The 18122-nt window shown below is 45.8% G+C and carries 19 protein-coding genes and 1 other RNA gene; 11 read left to right on the forward strand and 9 right to left on the reverse strand.

All coding sequences use genetic code 11. The annotated features are described in order from the left end of the window. Genes AAA939_RS07700 through AAA939_RS07710 form a run of 3 tightly spaced genes read left to right on the forward strand, consistent with a single transcriptional unit; the run spans position 1 to position 1537 of the window. Complete coding sequence (locus AAA939_RS07700) at positions 1-213, forward strand: hypothetical protein (RefSeq protein ID WP_338230755.1); 213 nt, start codon at positions 1-3, stop codon at positions 211-213. Then, positions 210-494, forward strand: coding sequence for a holin (locus tag AAA939_RS07705; protein ID WP_338230756.1), 285 nt, complete (start codon positions 210-212; stop codon positions 492-494). The genes AAA939_RS07700 and AAA939_RS07705 overlap by 4 nt, the downstream gene beginning before the upstream one ends. Next, positions 494-1537, forward strand: a complete 1044-nt coding sequence (locus AAA939_RS07710) for a GH25 family lysozyme (RefSeq protein WP_338230757.1) — start codon at positions 494-496, stop codon at positions 1535-1537. The genes AAA939_RS07705 and AAA939_RS07710 overlap by 1 nt, the downstream gene beginning before the upstream one ends. A gap of 521 nt (positions 1538-2058) precedes the next feature. On the opposite strand, the gene AAA939_RS07715 is transcribed toward AAA939_RS07710, so the two are convergent. From AAA939_RS07715 to AAA939_RS07730, 4 genes are all read right to left on the reverse strand, one after another. Continuing rightward, positions 2059-2964, reverse strand: a complete 906-nt coding sequence (locus tag AAA939_RS07715; protein WP_338210293.1) for a phosphatase PAP2 family protein — start codon at positions 2962-2964, stop codon at positions 2059-2061. A gap of 300 nt (positions 2965-3264) precedes the next feature. Continuing rightward, positions 3265-4047: an aminoglycoside adenylyltransferase domain-containing protein gene (locus AAA939_RS07720; protein WP_338210295.1), complete on the reverse strand. Its 783-nt coding sequence runs from the start codon at positions 4045-4047 to the stop codon at positions 3265-3267. A 152-nt stretch (positions 4048-4199) separates the two neighbouring features. After that, complete coding sequence (locus AAA939_RS07725) at positions 4200-5177, reverse strand: DNA/RNA non-specific endonuclease (protein ID WP_338210297.1); 978 nt, start codon at positions 5175-5177, stop codon at positions 4200-4202. A 14-nt stretch (positions 5178-5191) separates the two neighbouring features. After that, positions 5192-5812, reverse strand: coding sequence for a sunset domain-containing protein (locus AAA939_RS07730; RefSeq protein WP_338225968.1), 621 nt, complete (start codon positions 5810-5812; stop codon positions 5192-5194). A gap of 224 nt (positions 5813-6036) precedes the next feature. Here AAA939_RS07730 and mprF point away from each other — a divergent pair, with 224 nt between their 5' ends. Further along, entirely contained in the window at positions 6037-8658 is a 2622-nt protein-coding gene (gene mprF, locus AAA939_RS07735) for a bifunctional lysylphosphatidylglycerol flippase/synthetase MprF (protein ID WP_338210299.1), read from the forward strand. Positions 8659-8720: 62 nt separating this feature from the next. Here mprF and AAA939_RS07740 read toward each other — a convergent pair whose 3' ends face one another. From AAA939_RS07740 to AAA939_RS07755, 4 genes are all read right to left on the reverse strand, one after another. Continuing rightward, positions 8721-9296, reverse strand: a complete 576-nt coding sequence (locus AAA939_RS07740; protein WP_338210301.1) for an LOG family protein — start codon at positions 9294-9296, stop codon at positions 8721-8723. Positions 9297-9371: 75 nt separating this feature from the next. Beyond that, positions 9372-10397: a class 1b ribonucleoside-diphosphate reductase subunit beta gene (gene nrdF / locus AAA939_RS07745; RefSeq protein ID WP_338210303.1), complete on the reverse strand. Its 1026-nt coding sequence runs from the start codon at positions 10395-10397 to the stop codon at positions 9372-9374. Positions 10398-10433: 36 nt separating this feature from the next. Continuing rightward, entirely contained in the window at positions 10434-12599 is a 2166-nt protein-coding gene (nrdE, locus tag AAA939_RS07750) for a class 1b ribonucleoside-diphosphate reductase subunit alpha (RefSeq protein WP_338210305.1), read from the reverse strand. Positions 12600-12744: 145 nt separating this feature from the next. Continuing rightward, entirely contained in the window at positions 12745-12975 is a 231-nt protein-coding gene (locus AAA939_RS07755) for a redoxin NrdH (protein WP_057706889.1), read from the reverse strand. A 223-nt stretch (positions 12976-13198) separates the two neighbouring features. Between AAA939_RS07755 and AAA939_RS07760 the strand changes: the two genes are divergently transcribed. The 7 genes from AAA939_RS07760 (at position 13199) to AAA939_RS07790 (ending at position 17498) form a co-directional block, all read left to right on the forward strand. Then, on the forward strand, positions 13199-13807 hold the full coding sequence (locus AAA939_RS07760) for a class I SAM-dependent methyltransferase (protein ID WP_338210308.1): 609 nt from the start codon (positions 13199-13201) through the stop codon (positions 13805-13807). A gap of 1 nt (position 13808) precedes the next feature. Further along, entirely contained in the window at positions 13809-14321 is a 513-nt protein-coding gene (tadA, locus tag AAA939_RS07765) for a tRNA adenosine(34) deaminase TadA (RefSeq protein ID WP_338210310.1), read from the forward strand. Positions 14322-14369: 48 nt separating this feature from the next. After that, positions 14370-14456, forward strand: an RNA gene (gene ffs / locus AAA939_RS07770) — signal recognition particle sRNA small type. Positions 14457-14559: 103 nt separating this feature from the next. Further along, the gene (gene dnaX, locus AAA939_RS07775; protein WP_338210313.1) at positions 14560-16248 is read left to right on the forward strand and encodes a DNA polymerase III subunit gamma/tau; all 1689 of its coding nucleotides are present in this window, start codon (positions 14560-14562) and stop codon (positions 16246-16248) included. Between the two features lie 52 nt (positions 16249-16300). Beyond that, positions 16301-16609 (forward strand): YbaB/EbfC family nucleoid-associated protein, encoded by a 309-nt coding sequence (locus AAA939_RS07780; protein ID WP_338210315.1) that lies wholly within the window; start codon positions 16301-16303, stop codon positions 16607-16609. A 22-nt stretch (positions 16610-16631) separates the two neighbouring features. Continuing rightward, the gene (recR, locus tag AAA939_RS07785) at positions 16632-17231 is read left to right on the forward strand and encodes a recombination mediator RecR (protein ID WP_125070581.1); all 600 of its coding nucleotides are present in this window, start codon (positions 16632-16634) and stop codon (positions 17229-17231) included. 15 nt (positions 17232-17246) lie between these two features. Further along, a complete protein-coding gene (locus AAA939_RS07790; protein ID WP_057706884.1) occupies positions 17247-17498 on the forward strand; it encodes a YaaL family protein in 252 nt (83 codons plus the stop codon). A gap of 199 nt (positions 17499-17697) precedes the next feature. Here the strand turns inward: AAA939_RS07790 and AAA939_RS07795 are convergent. After that, positions 17698-18122, reverse strand: a 425-nt coding sequence (locus AAA939_RS07795; RefSeq protein ID WP_338225911.1) for a transposase, incomplete at its 5' end; no start/stop codon positions are given.

Here is an 18122-nt window from a genome sequence, read left to right on the forward strand (position 1 = left end):
GTGAGCGATGTCGTTATTGTGGCCCTCATTAGTGCGGGAGCGTCTATCGTGGTTGCGCTGATCACGCAAATTGCACCAGTCTGGAATGGTAGTAAGGCTAAGGCCACTGGCGATTCACTCACTAAGTTAGAGAAGGAGAATGGGGCACTTAAAAAAGAAAACAACGAAAAGCAGGAAATAATCGACTATTATCGAAAGAGGGTTAAGAAATGATGGAATTAATTCAGTTCATTAATGGCACGACAATCGCTGCTATTGCGGTAGTCACGTATGTGGTGGTTTGGGGCGTTAAGCAGACGCGGTTTAACAACAAGTACTTGCCCATTGTGGCGATTGGGATTGGTGCAGTTGTGGGGTTGGCAATCGGTATTGCTAATGGTGACGTTACGCCGGTTGCTGGTGTAGTAGATGGAATTATTGCGGGAGCCGTCAGCGTTGGCGGTAACGAGCTTTTCAAATCATTGGGGACGATGGTTAGCGGAGGTGCAAAATAATGGCATTACAAGGAATCGATATTGCAAGTTATCAAACGGGTATGGACGTGGGCGATATTGCCGGTGACTTTGTGATCGTTAAGGCGACAGAGGGAACGAACTACGTGAATCCGGCTTATAGCGGTCATGCTAAGCAAACATTAGCAGCGGATAAGAAACTGGGTGTTTACCATTTTGCCAGTGTGGGCGATGCTAAAAAGCAAGCGGAATACTTTTTAAAGAAAGCTGGCAATTATGTTGGGAAGGTCATGCTTGTACTTGATTTTGAAGGCCCCGCTGTTGCGCAAGGTGTTGGCTGGGCTAAAGCGTGGTTAGATTACGTTTATGCTGAGACTGGCGTTCGTCCTGTAATCTACATGGGGCTTGCTGATGAAAACCGATTAGATTGGTCGCCGGTCGTTAAAGCTAACTATGGCCTGTGGGTAGCTCAATACAATAATTACAATCCAGTCAAGGGCTTCAATCCTCGTTCTTTATATGGATCATTGAAGCATTGGAAGTCCGCAGCCATTTTTCAATATGCCAGTGTTGGTCGGCTACCAGGTTGGACAGGTAACTTGGATCTTGATGTGTTTTACGGCAGTAAATCTGATTGGGACCAGTACGCTAATACGTCTAAAGTAGTTTCTGAGGCTGAGCCAAAGCCGAATACTAGCGCGCCAAGTTGGGTAAAGGAAAAGAAAACCTATACGCTTAAAACGGCGGTTAAGCTCCGAACGGGTGCATCAACGTCAGCCAAAGTTATCGGTACACTGGCAGCGGGGCAAACAGTCAAGACTGACCGCGCCATCATTAAAGGCGGCTACCGATGGGCACGACAGCCACGATCTACCGGGTATGGTTACATGGCGACTGGTCCAGTCGGTGATACGCTGGCTTACGTCAAAAGTGGTGTTGCTCACACGTATTACACGGTCGTTTCGGGTGATAGTCTGTGGGCAATCGCTCAACGCTACGCCACAACCGTTGCTAAATTGTGCTCATTAAATGGAATTAGCCAGAATCATGTGATCCATCCGGGTGATAAGGTAATTGTTAAATAAAAAAGTCCCATGTCAGTTGGCGAAACTGGCACGGGACTTTTGGACAAACGGACAACAACTGTAGAGGGGTTATCCGTGCTAACAATGGGTTAGGGTGCGAGATACCCTAACACTTAATATATTCGCAGAGTGCATGCAATTTATTTTAATTTGTCAGCTTTTTAAGGTTCAAATGTCGTATTCGGGTACAATTCGGGTACGACGTAACCTTAACTACTGATATTAAAGTAAAGCGGACTGTTACCCTTAAGTAGTCATCTACTTAAAGGAACGACATCGAAAAACGCACTCACAATTGTGGGTGCGTTTTTTTGTGCTATTAGCAGGCGTTACACCAACCGAAACGTAGCCGCGTAGGACGGAAACGGACTGTTGGTACCGGTAATTATACAAGGATTGCACGGTTGTCCGTTTCAATCCTGTTGGAAAACGATTCAACTAGGCAACGCTCTGTTAGTAACATGGTGGGCCGCTGGTCGTGACGCTTATCTAGCCCCAACGACCCAGTTCCTGCTTGTTTGTTATAATTGCAGGTCGTCTGGGACCAAGCGGTGGTAGCATTCTTCCATGACGTAGATGATGGCTGCTGTGATCAGGAATGAGAAGGTGACGTCTGATAAGAAGTGCGCCCCGATAATGACCCGGCTGATTGCCATGAGAATTGCGAAGACTACGCCTGAAATCCAAAGAATTTTCTTAGTCTTAGGATTGACGGCAAACCACGAGAAGAGGATGCTGACCGTTCCGGCCATCGCGTGTCCAGATGGGAAGGACATGTGACCGTTGGGCCCGTTAGGATGAACCCAGCTCGTGAAGTTGGTCTGAGCATGGTTGAGTTCATAAGGACGGAAACGGCCCCAGAAGGTCTTTAAGGCGCCGTTCACTTGCCCAGCAAACCAGAGCGTTAGGGAAGCGAAGACGGCGACAATCAGGTACTTTTTAAGCAACTGGTCGTCTTTTTTATGAAGCCAATATTGGATCAAGATGGTGAGTAGCAGGTAAACCACGATCCATAAAATAAGGGATTGTCCCACTGGAAGTTTAACGGCGGCCTTATCGCTGTTAGCTAGGCCCATGGGCTTGTCGACTTGAATGTTATGTAGCGCAGACAAGCCGTAGTTGGCGACTTCGTTAAGGTATTGCTTGAGTTGCCAAGCAGATAAGCCCAAGCCTCCTAAGAAAAGTAGCCCCGCAAATAATGGTTCGTCAGTGTGGCGTAGCGCGTAGGCCATCCCGATTTGTCCCGCTAATACAAAGACCAGGTAGGCGGCAAATAAGCCAAAGGTCTGAAAAAGCGTGCCAAAGATACTGTTGTAGTTGATGACCGCGTTACTAATTGATAAATCGGCGAATAGTGCAACGACTAGCAGACCGCCCCCAATTAAAAACGCTGCTAGAAAAAGTCGATTCTTGGTACTTTTTGACATAAGTGATTCCTCCTTTGTGTGTCATCATAGGAGGTTATTGTAAAGAAATGGTTTAGATATAGCCGTTGTTTTGTATATTTTGTAAAGGCTATGAAAGTGAACTGAAATTTTAGGCATGGAAACGCTGGTAATTCAGAGGGGGACTCACCTTTAATTGTAAAAGTGAGATTTGAGAAGAAAACTGATTGGGAGTTATTTGTTAACTGTCGTTTCTAATAATTGTAATAAAATCAGCGTGAAACAATAGGTTACTTGCGTAAAATAGTGAACAGGTATAGAAAAATAAGCTAACCATTTGAGCTAGTATGGTAATTCTGGTTTGATTTGGACCAGCATCCGTGTCGCAAAAGCAATTAAATCTGCATCGGAAGATTGGATTATTGGCCGTGATGCAGGTCCACGGTAAGCAATCAGAGCCGTCTTAATCAATGCGTGATCATTGCTTGGCAGATGTTTCAGGCCCCATTGCCCGCCGGCATCTTTGGACAGCACTTGACCACTACGACGAAAGGCGAGCACCCGACAGAGGTTTAACACGGTATATGTCGGTTGTTTGGTAATGGTTTGGGGTGCATTAGCCACATCAAAAAGAATACTGTCCCAATAATCTTTTACGGGAACAGGTCCGAAGACGGCGACAATCGGGGTGCCAGTCAACACTTTACCAGCCTTAGTTAAAATCGTCAGATGTGCTGCTAAATCGGGATCAGTACCAACCATAGTTTCAATATAATGTTTGGGGTTAGCTAAATACGCTGAATAATGCATTTTGGAAAAGTGAAGATCGAACGGTAATGGGGCTTTAAAGTGTAAAGTATCCGTCAATAATAGGACGTGAAACTCCAATCCTTTGGCTGGTGCCAATGGCCATAAGTCTGTGAGGGTCGCCTTCATTAAGGCTTGCTTTTCCGTGAAGCACAAGGGGTGTTTGACGACCACGATATAGTCTAGGTCACTGACTTGTTCGTTATACGAATTCAGAGCGTAAGATCCGTGAAGGTAGATTCCAACCAAGTTTTTGCCTAATATTTCCGTGTATTTGACCTTTAACTTGATTAGTAACTCATGGGTTCTTTTTGGCAATTTGATCCCTCCTTTTGGTGAAAACTCAAAGAAATTATGACACAGCTGTCTGGCAAGGGCAATTAGCTTTCATCATTACAATAAAAAAACGATCAGTACAGGCCTCAAGAAGCATGCCTGTACTGATCGTCTTAATTTTGAAAATAAAGCTGTTATTTTCCGACCCGACTAGTCCCCGTCTGATAGTTCAAGGTCACGCCCGGTTGGACGTTGAAAATGTAAACGTTGAAGCTAACACTATTGTCGCCAACGGACTGCCCACGCATTTGAACCCCGCGCGCCAGCAATTCGTTACCTTTGAAAATTGGTTTTACTTCGTAACGAACGTAGTGTTTTGGACTCGCTTTGAGGTAAGCGGCCACTTGATTTTCATAGGTGGTCATTTCCGGATCGTTCAGTGTGCGCGTCCCGGTCATCAAGTTTTTCCAGTTGTTATTTTGGCCAGTCAACTGGTAGCCGATTAAATGACTCCGGTTGTATAACCAACCGCTGTTGATCCGTTTGTTATGCCAGCCAGTCGGATTCACGTGTAACGCTTCACGTTTCGCTTTAGGCATTAAGGACTGGTTCAAGAGGGCGTTAGCCGCGCTCACCCGGTTCAAATTATCGAGTGCTGTATATTTCTGCCAAGCACCCTGACTCGTGGATAAGTCACGCGCACTAAAAGCGGGGGCGTTGTGATTAACAGTAATGGTCTGTTGGCCAGCAAAAGTTTTATCGGCTAACTTTTCGTTACTAGGGTTGTTGCCAGTTTTCACTGTCGTTGCGGCAGTGGCCTTGGTGGCACCGCCGGCTTGATTCTTGTCTTTTTGCTTAGTGACCTTTTTTTCTTCTTTATTGAGGCTGGCGGCAACCGTTTTTAAACTGCTAGCCGAGCTGGAATTAGCTGACTGTAACGCGGCCAATTTCTTGTCGTTGGTTGCCGTGACCCACTGCGTTTTGGTCTCAGTCTTGATTTCAGGTTCGGTAGCGCTAGAACTCGGACTGCCACAACCACCAAGCGTCGCAACGGTTACTAATAAAAGACTCGCTAATAACCAGAACTTACGGTGCCGCTGAGAAGGTAAAGAAGTATGCCAAACGATCCAGATTAACGCACTGATCAGTGCAAGTAGCATCATGATTTCCATTTCAAAGTTCCCCCTTAACGCAGTGACTTACGGTAGCCAGCAGCTTGTGCCTGGGCTTCCGTATTGAAGTGCACGACGTTTTTACCGGACATGCGGTAATTGTGGCCGGTCTCAACATGATAGATTTTAGAACGGCTGTTACCGATGATCTGTCCCTGTTGCGCGGTATCCGTGTTCCCAGAAAAGTTATTGGCGCGTGACGGTTTGGTTGAACTGCTTTGCGTCGCTTCTTTTGACTGGGCTTCGGCTGCGCTGGCTGCGGATTTTGAAGCTGATTTTGAGGCAGCTTCAGCTTGTTCCGCCGCGACGGCTGCCGCTGATGAAGAGGCGGCTTTGACAGCTTCTACCGATTCAGCGTGCGAGCTACTCAATGAAGCCGCTTGTGAACTCGCTTGCTCGTCCGCTTTTTTTAGTGTACTTTCTGATTCACTGAGCTTCTTAGCAGATTCGGCTAAGGCCTGGCTCTCCGCTTTGGCGGTCGCCCAGGCTTTCTGATTCCCCTTAGTCCTTTTGGAAACGTAAGTCGTTTTGACGCTGGTATCTTTGGCTGATGATTTTTGACTAGTTGTCGCACTACAACCGGACAATAGCACCAACCCTAATAACACCGTCAGTGCTTTTTTTCGAGCATGCATCATAAATTCCCCCTATGTATGTGATTAGTTTTAATTATACAAGAAGGAAAAAGTGGGGTAAAGAACTGCTTGACGTAATTATAGAATGAAGCGCTTATAACTTTAATTAATTAAAATCAGTGTACTAGCCGTGTTAAGCTCTGCTTAAAACACCCGTCAACAGTTGTATAAATCAGATAAGATTGCGATAATAGGAACAATTAAAACTATTGGGGGAATTAGCTTTGAAGGCAGCGTTACAGAAAATGGGTGCGGTACTGAATAAACGAATGGGCATTATTAAGGCGCTCTTCGTTTTCTCCGTCCTATTGTTTGTGATCACGGAAGTCGGCAAGATTGCGAAAGAAGTTAGTGGCGAACAATTAGCCAACGCACTGGCATCGCAAAGTTGGTGGCATCTCCTAAGTATGGTTGTGATTGGGATTGTTGCGGTGATGCCGATGTTAACGTACGACGTCATGATTACGAAGTTTTTGCCGAATCACTATTCACTGGGCTACATTTTTAAAGCCGGGTGGATCACAAATACGTTTACAAACATTGGCGGTTTCGGTGGCGTCCTGGGGGCTTCGCTACGAGCTAATTTTTATAATAAGGCGGCGACGAAAAAACAGATTGTCTTCGCCATTTCAAAAATTGCACTATTCTTAGTTTCAGGTTTATCACTGTATTGTATGATCTCGCTAGTCCTAGTCTATGGCTTTGGCATCGGGAGTATGTACGGGAGTTATTGGATCTGGCTAGTCGGTGGGGCCATTTACTTCCCCGCCATCTTCATCTTTACACGGGTCAACGATTCCGAGTTCTTTGACGGCTTGACACTGGGCAACGTCGTTCGCTTATTGAGTGGGTCGTTCGGTGAATGGACGGGATGTGTCCTGTTTTTCTTATTGATTGGGAACTTCATGCACCTACCAATCGACTTTGCGGCGGTCGTGCCGTTATTCGTCATTGCCTCGGTCGTTGGGGAAGTTTCGATGGTGCCCGGTGGAATCGGGTCGTTTGACGTTTTCATGATCTTTGGTTTAGGCGCAGTTGGCGTCTCACGGCCAGACGCGGTCGCGTGGCTGCTATTCTACCGGTTGTTTTACTACATCATTCCGTTTGCGATTGGCCTCGTCTTGTTCGTGCACGACACGGGACACCGGTTTAATGAACGCTTAGAGGGGATTCCAAAGATTGCCCTTCAACGGTTCGCACAACTCGCACTGACCGTCTTCCTGTATGCGTCAGGGCTGTTGATGTTACTAATGTCGACAGTGCCAAACTTTGCTTATAATAATAAACTGTTCCTACAGTTTTATCCGTATACGTTCTTCTTCATTAATCAGGCGACCAGTATCGTGATGGCGTTCCTATTAATTGGGGTCGCCCTTGGAACTGCTGGGCGGGTTAAGAAGGCGTTTTGGCCCACGGTGGTCGTCTTATTTGTCGCCATTTTAAATACGATTCGCTGGCTAGTGGTATACGACGCCATTTCGATGAAGTTCATTATCTTCTTGGTGATTATTTTAGGCGTGGTCGTCTTATCCAAACACGCTTACTACCGGGATCATCTATCATTTTCATGGGGCCAAACGCTATGGGTCGCTTGTGTCTATGTCGTAACGTTTGTCCTGTACACGATAGTGGGGGTCTATAACGCCCCACAAATTCACCATCGGCACGCGGTTCCAGAGGCACTATTCTTTCCGTCACAAAAGCTGTGGGTCTTTGGGGTCATTGGCTTAGTCTTAGCGGCGATGATTTTGGTCCTGATGTACCGGTACTTTGCGACTGGTCATAATTCCCGGATTGGGCAGGCCATGGATGCGCAACGGGTCAAGCAGGTCATTACGACGTATGGTGGAAATGAGATTTCACATTTGGCGTACTTAAATGATAAATTGGCCTACTACTATCAGGTCGATGGGGAAGATCAACTGATCTTCTTGTACCAGAAAAAGGCCGATAAACTGATTATTATGGGTGAACCATTTGGTAATCAAGAACAGTTGCAGGCCGCTTTAGAACAGCTGATGGACGATGCGGATAGCGATGGTTGCTCACTAGTCTTCTATGAAATTAGTGAAAACTTGACGATGCATTTGCATGAGATGGGCTTTGACTTTATCAAGACTGGTGAAGAAGGCCACGTGAAGTTAGCGGACTTCAGTCTCGCTGGTAAACGACTGCGGGGCGAGCGTGCGCTAATGAACAAGTTTACGCGGGATAACTATCAGTTTGAAGTGCTACAACCACCGTTCTCTAAAGAAGTCATGGCGGAGCTCAAAGCGGTTTCGGATAGCTGGTTAAAAGGGGAAACTGAGAAGGGCTTCTCACTAGGCTTCTTTAGTGAAACCTATTTAAATCAGGCACCGATTGCGGTGGTCTATAGTCCGGAGCATCAAATCGTGGCGTTTGCCAACATCATGCCCCAAGGAAATGAACAGTCGACTTCGATTGACTTGATGCGTTCTAGTACGGACGCCCCGTCTGGCATCATGGATACGGTCTTCGTACACTTGTTTGAACAGGCGCGTGACCAAGGCTATCAATACTTCAATATGGGGATGGCACCGCTGTCCGGCGTGGGCGTTTCACGCTATAGCTTCATTCAAGAGAAGATTGCCCATCTGATTTATGAATATGGGTATCAGTTGTACGGTTTTCAGGGACTACGGTCGTACAAAGAAAAGTACGTCACGGAGTGGGAACCGAAGTACATTGCTTACCGAAAACGAAATTCTTTGATTTTTACAATTTTACAATTGCTACAAGTTGTGAATACGCGGGTCAACAAACACGGTGGTCATCACCGGACACTGTTAGTTCCGAAACGGTTACAAAGTAATTCACGGCATTAAAAAAATCCACCCATTCTTCAAATTGACGTTTGAAGAATGGGTGGATTTTAATGTATATGCGCTTAATTCGTGTATTTAGGTGGTAAGACGTGCTTGAAATCGCGGAAACCGGTGAAAATATCGTCGAGGTTATGACCATCAATAAACAAGTCCATGTTTTCTGTTGGTGCGAAGCCCAGCGTGGTACTCTTCTTGAGCATCGCGACCAGGTCATCGTAGAAACCGTCGATATTATACAGTGCGATTGGCTTTTGGTGGATGTCCATTTGACTCCAGGAAAGCATTTGAAGAAATTCTTCAAACGTGCCAAAGCCGCCGGGGAGCACGATGAACGCGTCCGCTAAGTGAAGCATTTTCTCTTTGCGTTCGGTCATCGTTTTAGTTTCGATAAAGGTCGTGACGTCGGTGAGTGCCAATCCGCGTTCGATTAAGAAGTGTGGAATAATACCAATCACGCGGCCGTTATTTTCGAGGGTCGCGGTGGCGACTTTACCCATCAATCCGTGGTTACCGCCACCGTAGACCAGTTGGTAGTCGTTGTCGGCTAAGTACTTGCCAAGTTCGGTGGTTTTATCTGCAAATTTAGGATCTAAACCGGAATTCGAGCCACAAAAAACACAAATGTTATGAATTGCCATCAAATTATTCCTCCAATATTAAATCACCTAGCAAAAATGCGGCACCACGAGTGGGCCGCATTTTTAGTTTAATCATTAGTCACGAGTACGTTCGTCATCAGGTTCGCCAATATCGTAATCGGTATCCTGCATGGCTTCAACTTGACCTAACCGGTAACCATTCCCAACTTGTGAGAAGAAGTCGTGGTTAGAAGTCCCGGTTGAAATCCCGTTCATGACGACTGGGTTGACGTCTTCCGCGGTATCTGGGAAGAGGGCGTCTTGACCTAAGTTCATCAATGCTTTGTTGGCATTGTAACGGCTGAAGGTCAAAACTTCGTCGGACCAACCAAGTTGATCGTAAACCAAGTGGATGTAATTTTCTTCGTTTTCATAGAGCTTGTAAAGGAAGTCGAACATCCAGTCTTTGAATTCAGCTTGTTGCTTTTCGGAGCGTTCCTTAAAGCCAAGTTGGAACTTGTAACCAATGTAAGTGCCATGGACACTTTCGTCCCGCAAAATCAGTTTGATGATTTCGGCAACGTTTGGTAATTGGTTATGGCCCAAGTAGTAAAGTGGTGTGTAGAAACCAGAGTAGAACAAGAACGTTTCGAGGAAGACGTTGGCAACCTTTTGCTTCAAAGGATCTTCATCCAAGTTATCATATAACTTGTAAATCCATTGTGCTTTATTTTGTAAATATTCTTCGCTGTCACTCCAGTCAAAGATTTCATTGATTTCGTCCGGTGTATTAAGCGTTTCAAAAATCGTTGAATAACTCTTGGCGTGGACCGATTCCATGAATTGGATGTTATTTAAAACGGCCGTTTCATGGGGTGTTATGACGTGGCGGCGAAGGGATTGTAACCCGTCTTGTGATTGTAAGGTGTCCAGTAGCGTTAAGCCACCGAAGACGTGTCCAACCACCCAGCGGTGATCGTCGTCCAAGGCCCGCCAGTCGGACATATCGTTTGAAACTGGAATCCGGGTGTCTAACCAGAACTGTTCCGTTAGTTTTTCCCAAGTGCTTTTATCGATTGCGTCTGAAACTTGATCCCAGTTAATCGATTTATAGTTGCCATTACTGAGCAATTTTTGGTAATAAGCCAAATCTGTTGCCATCGTTGATATCCTCCTAATGATCTAAGGTATAAATTACTAGATTACGCAGCTTTCACATTCATTAACCCCGACTTCACCATCATCGTCCGTAAAGGTACGAATATAGTAAATCGACTTGATTCCTTTGCGGTAAGCATAGTTGCGAAGAATGTTTAAGTCACGGGTCGTCATCTTGTTCGTGCGGCCGTCTTTCCATTCGTATAAGCCAGCAGGAATCGTTGAACGCATGAAGAGGGTTAAGCTCATCCCTTGGTCAACGTGTTGTTGTGCGGCGGCATAAACATCAATAACTTTACGCATGTCAGTATCGTACGCTGACTTATAGTAATCAATTGTATCATTAGATAGGTATGGAGCGGGATAATAAATCTTACCAATTTTCTTTTCTTGGCGTTCTTCTACCCGGTTAATGATTGGATGCAAGCTGGCAGTCGTATCATTAATGTAAGAAATTGAACCGTTGGGCGCTACAGCCATGCGGTTTTGGTGGTATAACCCGTCTTGCATAACGGCATCTTTAAGGGCTTCCCAGTCCGCCTTTGAAGGAATGAAAATTCCTTTGAAAAGGTCGGCTGTTTTTGCATATTGTGGTTGCCAGTCTTCATTAATATATTTATCGAAGTAAGAACCGTCGGCGTACTTCGATTTTTCAAAGTTAACGAAGGTTTCGTGCCGTTCGCGGGCGATTTCATTTGAAGCCTTTAACGTCCAATAGTTCAATAGTAGGAAGTAGATGTTGGTGAAATCAACGGCTTCCTTACTACCGTAAGCCATTTGGTTCTTGGCAAAGAAGGCGTGCAATCCCATGGCACCTAAACCAATGGTGTGTGCTTGGTGGTTACCCTTTTGAATCGAAGGAACCACGTCAACGTTAGAATGGTCGGTTACAAAGGTTAATGCCCGGACCATTGCTTCAACGGAGTGCCCAAAGTTAGGGGAAGTCATCAAGTTGACGATGTTGGTTGATCCCAGGTTACAACTGATGTCTGTCCCTAACTTTTCGTATTGTTGTTGATCGTCGATGAGGGATGGTGTTTGGACCTGCATCACTTCGGAACAGAGGTTACTCATAACGATCTTACCGTCGATCGGGTTGGCCCGGTTAGCCGTGTCGATATTGATGATGTAAGGGTAGCCCGATTCTTGTTGCAGTTTACTGATTTCGTTTTCTAGGTCACGCGCCTTGAGCTTGGTCTTCCGGATGTTGGGGTTCTTGACCATGTTGTCGTATTCCTTAGAAATATCGACGTAGGAGAACGGCACGCCGTATTCCCGTTCAACCCCGTAAGGACTGAAGAGGTACATGTCAGCGTTGGCCTTGACTAATTCGTAAAACTTATCAGGTACGGTGACACCAAGGGACAATGTCTTTAAACGAATCTTTTCATCCGCGTTTTCCTTCTTAGCAGAGAGGAAGGCGATAATGTCTGGGTGGAAGACGTTGAGGTAAACGACCCCGGCACCTTGACGTTGTCCTAATTGGTTAGAGTATGAGAAACTGTCTTCGAGTAACTTCATAACGGGCACAACGCCACTGGCAGCGCCGTCGATATGCTTGATGGGATCCCCAGCGCCCCGTAAGTTGCTGAGGTTGATCCCAACCCCGCCACCGATCCGGGAAAGCTGTAAGGCGGAATTGATCGTGCGGCCAATCGAGTTCATGTCGTCGGTCGACTGGATCAAGAAGCAGGAGATGAGTTCGCCACGCCGAGCCCGGCCCGCGTTTAGGAAGCTAGGCGTTGCTGGTTGGTAACGTTGGTGAATGATTTCATCTGCTAATGCCATTGCGAGGTCTTCGTTGCCGTCCGCAAAGTAGATGGCGTTCATCGCCACGCGGTCAATGAAGTTTTCCAAGTAATAGTCGCCGTCATCGGTCTTTAACGCGTATTGGGCGTAAAATTTATAAGCGGCCATGAAAGTCTTGAAGTGGAAGTCTTGCGATTTTAAGTAGTCGTATAACTTTTCAATGAAGCTAAAGTCGAACTTATTGATGGCGTCCATTTCTAAGTAATCGTGGGTCTCGAGGTAGTCAAACCGGTCCCGTAAGCTAGCAAACTTTTTCGTGTTAGGTTTAACGTTTTGTTCCAAGAATGCGGCTAGGGCTTCTTTATCCTTGTTCAATGGAATCTGATTATTGATGGGAATATTGATTTCATTGTTCAGATCATAATACGTGACGTCTTTTAAGTCTTTTAAGCTCATAAGGAATCCTCTTTCTATAACAATGTGAGTTGGTGCTGGTTATAAAGTGGACGACCCACAATCAGTAGTGACTATTGATTGTGGGTCGCTTATCAAATCTATCCGTTAAAACCAGCTATGTAACCACGCAAAAAAGCGCAGTGGACTAAACAGCTAATTGCTTCAAAGCATCTGGGCGGAACCCGGCAATGCTATCTTCACCAGTGATTTCAACCACGGGAACCGCTTGGAAACCTTGGTTCTTTAAGTAATCAACGTATTCTGGATTGGTGTTAATGTTCTTTTCTTCGAAGGCGACGTTATGGGCCACGAGGAATTTCTTAGTCATTTTGCATTGCATGCAGTTGTTCTTAGTAAAAACCGTTACTTTTTTCATTTAAATCACCCTTATTTCGTTTTATCGATAAACCCAGTATACAACATACGGGGGAAAAAACAATCAAAAAACACAACATCTAGTGGCTCAAAACGAGCTCTAACCACTAGATATTGTGTTAATAACGGTCTTTAACCATTGCTTGAAAATTTTTTATTTTATTGTTGTTCCTTCTATAAATCAGTTATCATAGAACTAGACCATAAATCAGAGGAAAATAAATATGACCAACTATTATTATACACACAATCCAGAAGTTGTGCATGACGAAAAGCAGTGGAATTTTGAAATTTTTCAGCACGACTTTAAATTTACGACCGATAACGGTGTCTTTTCTAAGCGGACCGTGGATTACGGTTCCCGGACCTTGCTTGCGGCGTTTGACCCTAGCCAGTTGCCGGCTGGCGCAATCTTAGATTTAGGGACCGGTTACGGCCCAATCGGCATGGCATTAGCCTACCAGTCGCCCGAACGGACGGTTGATATGGTCGATGTCAACGAGTTGGCGTTGAGTTTAGCCCGTAAGAATACGGCGCTGAATCAGATTACTAACGTCAATATCTTTACGTCTGACGTTTACGAGCAAGTGACCAAGACGGACTACGCCGCCATTGTCACGAATCCACCTGTACGTGCTGGAAAAGACGTGATTGATGCCATGCTAACGGGCGCGGTATCACGCTTAATGACCGGTGGGACGTTGACGGTCGTTCTCCAGAAAAAACAGGGGGCGCCGTCAGCCAAGAAGTTAATGCAGGCAACTTTTGGTAATTGTCAGATTATTAAGAAGGATAAGGGTTATTACATCTTACAAAGTGTAAAGGAGGGATAGCGTGAGTACTAAAACGGCGGAAGACTGGATGCAAGAAGCCCTCCACGAAGCACGGATGGCGTACGTGATCGGCGAAGTTCCGATTGGTGCCGTGATCGTGCACGATGGTGAAATCATTGGTCGTGGCCATAACTTGCGGGAACATGGTCAGGATGCGACCATGCACGCAGAGATTATTGCAATCCAGGAGGCTTGTGAGTATTTACGGAGCTGGCGTTTGGAAGATTGTCAGCTGTACGTTACGTTAGAGCCGTGTCTGATGTGTAGTGGGGCCATTATAAATGCCCGGATTCCAGAGATGTTTTACGGCGCACGCGATCCTAAGGCCGGGGCCGTTCGGAGCCTGTATCAGGTGATGGATGATACGCGCCTTAATCACCAAGTGGCGGTCCACGAACGGGTCTTGGCACGGCCAGCGGGTGAATTACTGGAAAACTTTTTCCGAAGCATTCGTAAACGTAAGAAGGCTGAGAAGAAGGCGCGCCGGGCCGCAGCTGAAAAAAAGTTAAACTGATGGCTGGTAATCTTAGTTTAAATCATGTATTATAGTATTTGCCGCAAGGCCTTAAGGCAAGGGTGGATTTACGAATCGTGTCAGGTCCGGAAGGAAGCAGCACTAAGTTTGCTTCATCTTGTGCCTTAAGTTTTTATGAAATGTAACAGCTCTTAGCCATTCGGTTGAGAGCTTTTTATTTAAAATCAATTGTTTAATTAACGTGCAGCCAGTGGGCTAGTGAGAAAGGAAGATTCGCATGTATCGGGCATTATATCGGGTTTGGCGACCCCAACGTTTTGATGAAATCGTCGGTCAACAGATGATTACCCAGACGTTGAAAAATGCGATCATGACCCATCAGACGAGTCATGCGTATTTATTTACTGGGCCACGGGGGACGGGGAAAACGTCCGCTGCCAAAATTTTTGCCAAGGCGATTAACTGTCACCATCTGGTTGACGGCGAACCTTGTAACGAATGCGACACTTGTAAGGCCATTACTAAGGGTCAGCTAAATGATGTGATCGAAATTGATGCGGCTTCTAATAACGGGGTCGAAGAAATTCGGGACATTCGGGATAAGGCCAAGTATGCGCCGACCGAAGCTGACTACAAAGTCTACATTATTGATGAAGTTCATATGTTATCGACTGGAGCGTTCAACGCGTTACTAAAAACGTTGGAAGAACCGCCGGCAAACGTGATCTTCATTTTAGCGACGACCGAACCGCATAAGATTCCATTGACGATTATTTCGCGGACGCAACGGTTCGATTTTCGCCGGATCACGGCCAAGGATAGTTACGAACGGATGGTCTACATCCTGAAACAAAAAGACGTCACTTACGACGAAAAAGCTTTACGGGTCATTGCACAGGCCGCGGAAGGCGGGATGCGTGACGCCCTCAGTATTTTGGATCAGGTCATTTCGTTTGGGGATAACACCGTAACGTTAGACGACGCGCTGATGGTCACGGGAAGTGTGACTAAGAAGCTGATTGCCGATTACGTTGAAGAAGTGACGAACCACGTGACGAAGCCGGCGCTAGAAACGATGCGGGAAATCTTACAAGAAGGTAAAGATGCGAACCGTTTCATCGAAGATTTGATCAGCTATACGCGTGACGTGTTACTCTATCAACAAGCACCAGAAATGGTCGACAGTGTTGCGATGGGTGAAGACGACAAACGCTTTGAAGACTTTGCCAAGAGTATTGACGCTGAAGTGCTATATCAAATGATCAAAACGCTCAATGATATTCAACAACAAATGCGGTTCACGACGCATCCGGACGTCTATCTGGAAGTGTTAACGGTCAAATTGGCGCAACTCGATGGTCAGCCCGCACAAGCCGCAACGCCGGCAGCTGTTAATCCTGGTGATCCGACCGTTCAAAAGTTGGCGCATCAGGTGGAACAACTCCAAAGTGAGCTGAAAAATATCAAGAGTACCGGTGGGGCGCCGCAAGCCAACCGGGTTAAGCAGACGCCTAAGAACGGACCGGTCGTTAAAAAGGTTAACGTTAGCCAGATTTATCCAATTCTGGATACGGCCAAGAAGAACGACTTGTTGAAGATTCGGGACGTCTGGGGCGATTTAATGAACATCCTCAGTGTGACGCAACGCGCTTTAATGCATGTCGCACAGCCGGTTGCGGCCAGTGATAATGGCCTAGTTGTCGCGTTTGACTACGCCTTTATTTATCAAAAGGCGACCGATGATCAGACGTTGATCGACGCACTTAGCAACGGTTTGGACCGTTTGATGGGGCAGTCACCGAAGATCGTATGCGTGCCGAAGGACCAGTGGCCGCAGATTCGGAAAGATTACTTGGCAACGCACCAACCCGGTGGCAAAGCCGCTGAGAAAGCGCCAGAGAAGGTGCCCGTGGTGGATCAAGCTAAGGACATGTTTGGCGATTTAGTTGAAGTTAAACCAGACTAAGCTAATATTATAGTAGTAAAAAATCATTTAATCCCGAAAGGAACTGATAATTATGATGCGTGGCATGGGTAATATGCAAAACATGATGAAACAAATGAAAAAGATGCAGGCACAAATGTCTGCGGAACAAGAAGCTTTGAACGAACAAACCTTTGAAGGCACTGCACCAGATGACATGGTCAAAGTCACTTTTACGGGTGACAAAAAGATGAAAGACATCACCATCAATCCTGATGCCGTTGATCCAGACGACGTCGACATGTTACAAGACTTGGTGGTCGCTGCCGTTAACGACGCTTTAGGGAAGATTGAAGCACAAACTCAAAGTACGATGGGCAAGTACACCCAAGGTTTAAAGTAAGCAAGTAGAGTGAGGTAAACACATGCAGTATCCAGAACCAATTGCTAAGTTGATTGATAGTTATATGAAGCTCCCCGGCATTGGTGGTAAGACTGCGACCCGCCTGGCCTTTTACACGATTGATATGGACGGCGACGACGTGACCGAGTTTGCCAAGTCGCTCGTAGCCGCAAAGCGTGATCTACACTTTTGCAGTATTTGTGGCAACATCACCGAAGACGACCCTTGCGTCGTTTGTCGCGATAAGTCCCGTGATCAAAGCACGGTGCTGGTCGTGGAAGAGGCCAAGGACGTGATGGCGATGGAAAAGATCAAGGAATATAACGGTCTGTATCACGTCTTACACGGGGTACTTTCACCGGTTGACGGTAAGGGCCCGGAAGACATCAACATTGCCAGTTTATTAAAACGGCTTCAGCAAAATGATGCGATTAAAGAAGTCATTATTGCGACTAACGCCACGCCGGAAGGGGAAGCGACCGCCATGTATATTTCACGGTTGGTCAAACCGGCTGGTATCAAAGTAACGCGTTTGGCACACGGGTTATCGGTTGGGAGCGATATTCAGTACGCTGATGAAATGACGCTGTTCAAAGCAGTTGAAGGACGCCAAGAGATGTAATTGGGGGCATAAGAGATGTTTGGAAGAAACAAGAAGATCAAGCAACCCAAGGCAGTTTTTGACCAACAGTTGTTAAATACCTTAAACGCGGCCAAGGTCGATTGGGACCGCGCTAAGGAAAATGAACAAGCGATTTACGATAATAATACGAGTGAGTTAGTGACGCAGACGGCGCTTGCCCGGGCAAAGTACTTGTACTTATACCGGGAAGCCCGGCGCCGCCAAGTGCATGGACAGACGATCCAGCGCTCGGTGATTGATAACTAAAACGCTATTGTAAAGTGATGAGTAATCTAGGATAATTCTAGATTGCTCATTTTTTTATCTGAAGTTTTTTACTTTTTTTGTGGTAGCAAAGCCCATTGCGTCAGTTTAATAGAAACGGTTTAACAATTATGTGTTTCGAGTGGATTATTTTGGCTCTTTGTCAACGGCTGTTGATGAGTAACTTTATGAGGAAACCAATTCATTTTCGAATTGGTTTTCTTTTTTTGTTCTGAATTGTAAATTCAATCCGAATTCGTGTGTAAAAACGCGACCAATTTTTGTACCCGTACGCCGTCCGTTTGATTTGCTTTATTTTTCGATTAACGCCCTCTAAAGGACCATTGGAGTAGGTACTTGCCATCATGTTCTTAATTAGAGACAGATGTTTACGATAGGTTTTCATGGTTATTTCAAGCTGTGAACTGACTTTGTCAGTTCTACTTAAAGCTTCGATAAAACGTTGGTAATCTCTGGTTCTTAACGCATCCACTAAGGCATGCGCTGTAAAGTAAGTATGTTGAAAAATTGGATCCAGTTCTAAGCCCTTTAAGATTAACTGTTCTTGAGTAAACCAGTCTTTTAGATGCGTAAACCATTGTGGTTTACGTGTTTCTAGATTTGAAT

Origin of the sequence: Lactiplantibacillus paraxiangfangensis, assembly GCF_036246185.1 — a bacterium.
Taxonomy (GTDB): domain Bacteria; phylum Bacillota; class Bacilli; order Lactobacillales; family Lactobacillaceae; genus Lactiplantibacillus; species Lactiplantibacillus paraxiangfangensis.

Coding starts and splice junctions, on each gene's coding strand:
- AAA939_RS07705 (WP_338230756.1), top strand. CDS start 210: ATGATGGAATTAATTCAGTTCATTAATGGCACGACAATCGCTGCTATT.
- AAA939_RS07710 (WP_338230757.1), top strand. CDS start 494: ATGGCATTACAAGGAATCGATATTGCAAGTTATCAAACGGGTATGGAC.
- AAA939_RS07715 (WP_338210293.1), bottom strand. CDS start 2,964: ATGTCAAAAAGTACCAAGAATCGACTTTTTCTAGCAGCGTTTTTAATT.
- AAA939_RS07725 (WP_338210297.1), bottom strand. CDS start 5,177: ATGGAAATCATGATGCTACTTGCACTGATCAGTGCGTTAATCTGGATC.
- AAA939_RS07730 (WP_338225968.1), bottom strand. CDS start 5,812: ATGCATGCTCGAAAAAAAGCACTGACGGTGTTATTAGGGTTGGTGCTA.
- AAA939_RS07740 (WP_338210301.1), bottom strand. CDS start 9,296: ATGGCAATTCATAACATTTGTGTTTTTTGTGGCTCGAATTCCGGTTTA.
- nrdF (WP_338210303.1), bottom strand. CDS start 10,397: ATGGCAACAGATTTGGCTTATTACCAAAAATTGCTCAGTAATGGCAAC.
- nrdE (WP_338210305.1), bottom strand. CDS start 12,599: ATGAGCTTAAAAGACTTAAAAGACGTCACGTATTATGATCTGAACAAT.
- AAA939_RS07755 (WP_057706889.1), bottom strand. CDS start 12,975: ATGAAAAAAGTAACGGTTTTTACTAAGAACAACTGCATGCAATGCAAA.
- AAA939_RS07760 (WP_338210308.1), top strand. CDS start 13,199: ATGACCAACTATTATTATACACACAATCCAGAAGTTGTGCATGACGAA.
- dnaX (WP_338210313.1), top strand. CDS start 14,560: ATGTATCGGGCATTATATCGGGTTTGGCGACCCCAACGTTTTGATGAA.
- AAA939_RS07780 (WP_338210315.1), top strand. CDS start 16,301: ATGATGCGTGGCATGGGTAATATGCAAAACATGATGAAACAAATGAAA.
- recR (WP_125070581.1), top strand. CDS start 16,632: ATGCAGTATCCAGAACCAATTGCTAAGTTGATTGATAGTTATATGAAG.
- AAA939_RS07790 (WP_057706884.1), top strand. CDS start 17,247: ATGTTTGGAAGAAACAAGAAGATCAAGCAACCCAAGGCAGTTTTTGAC.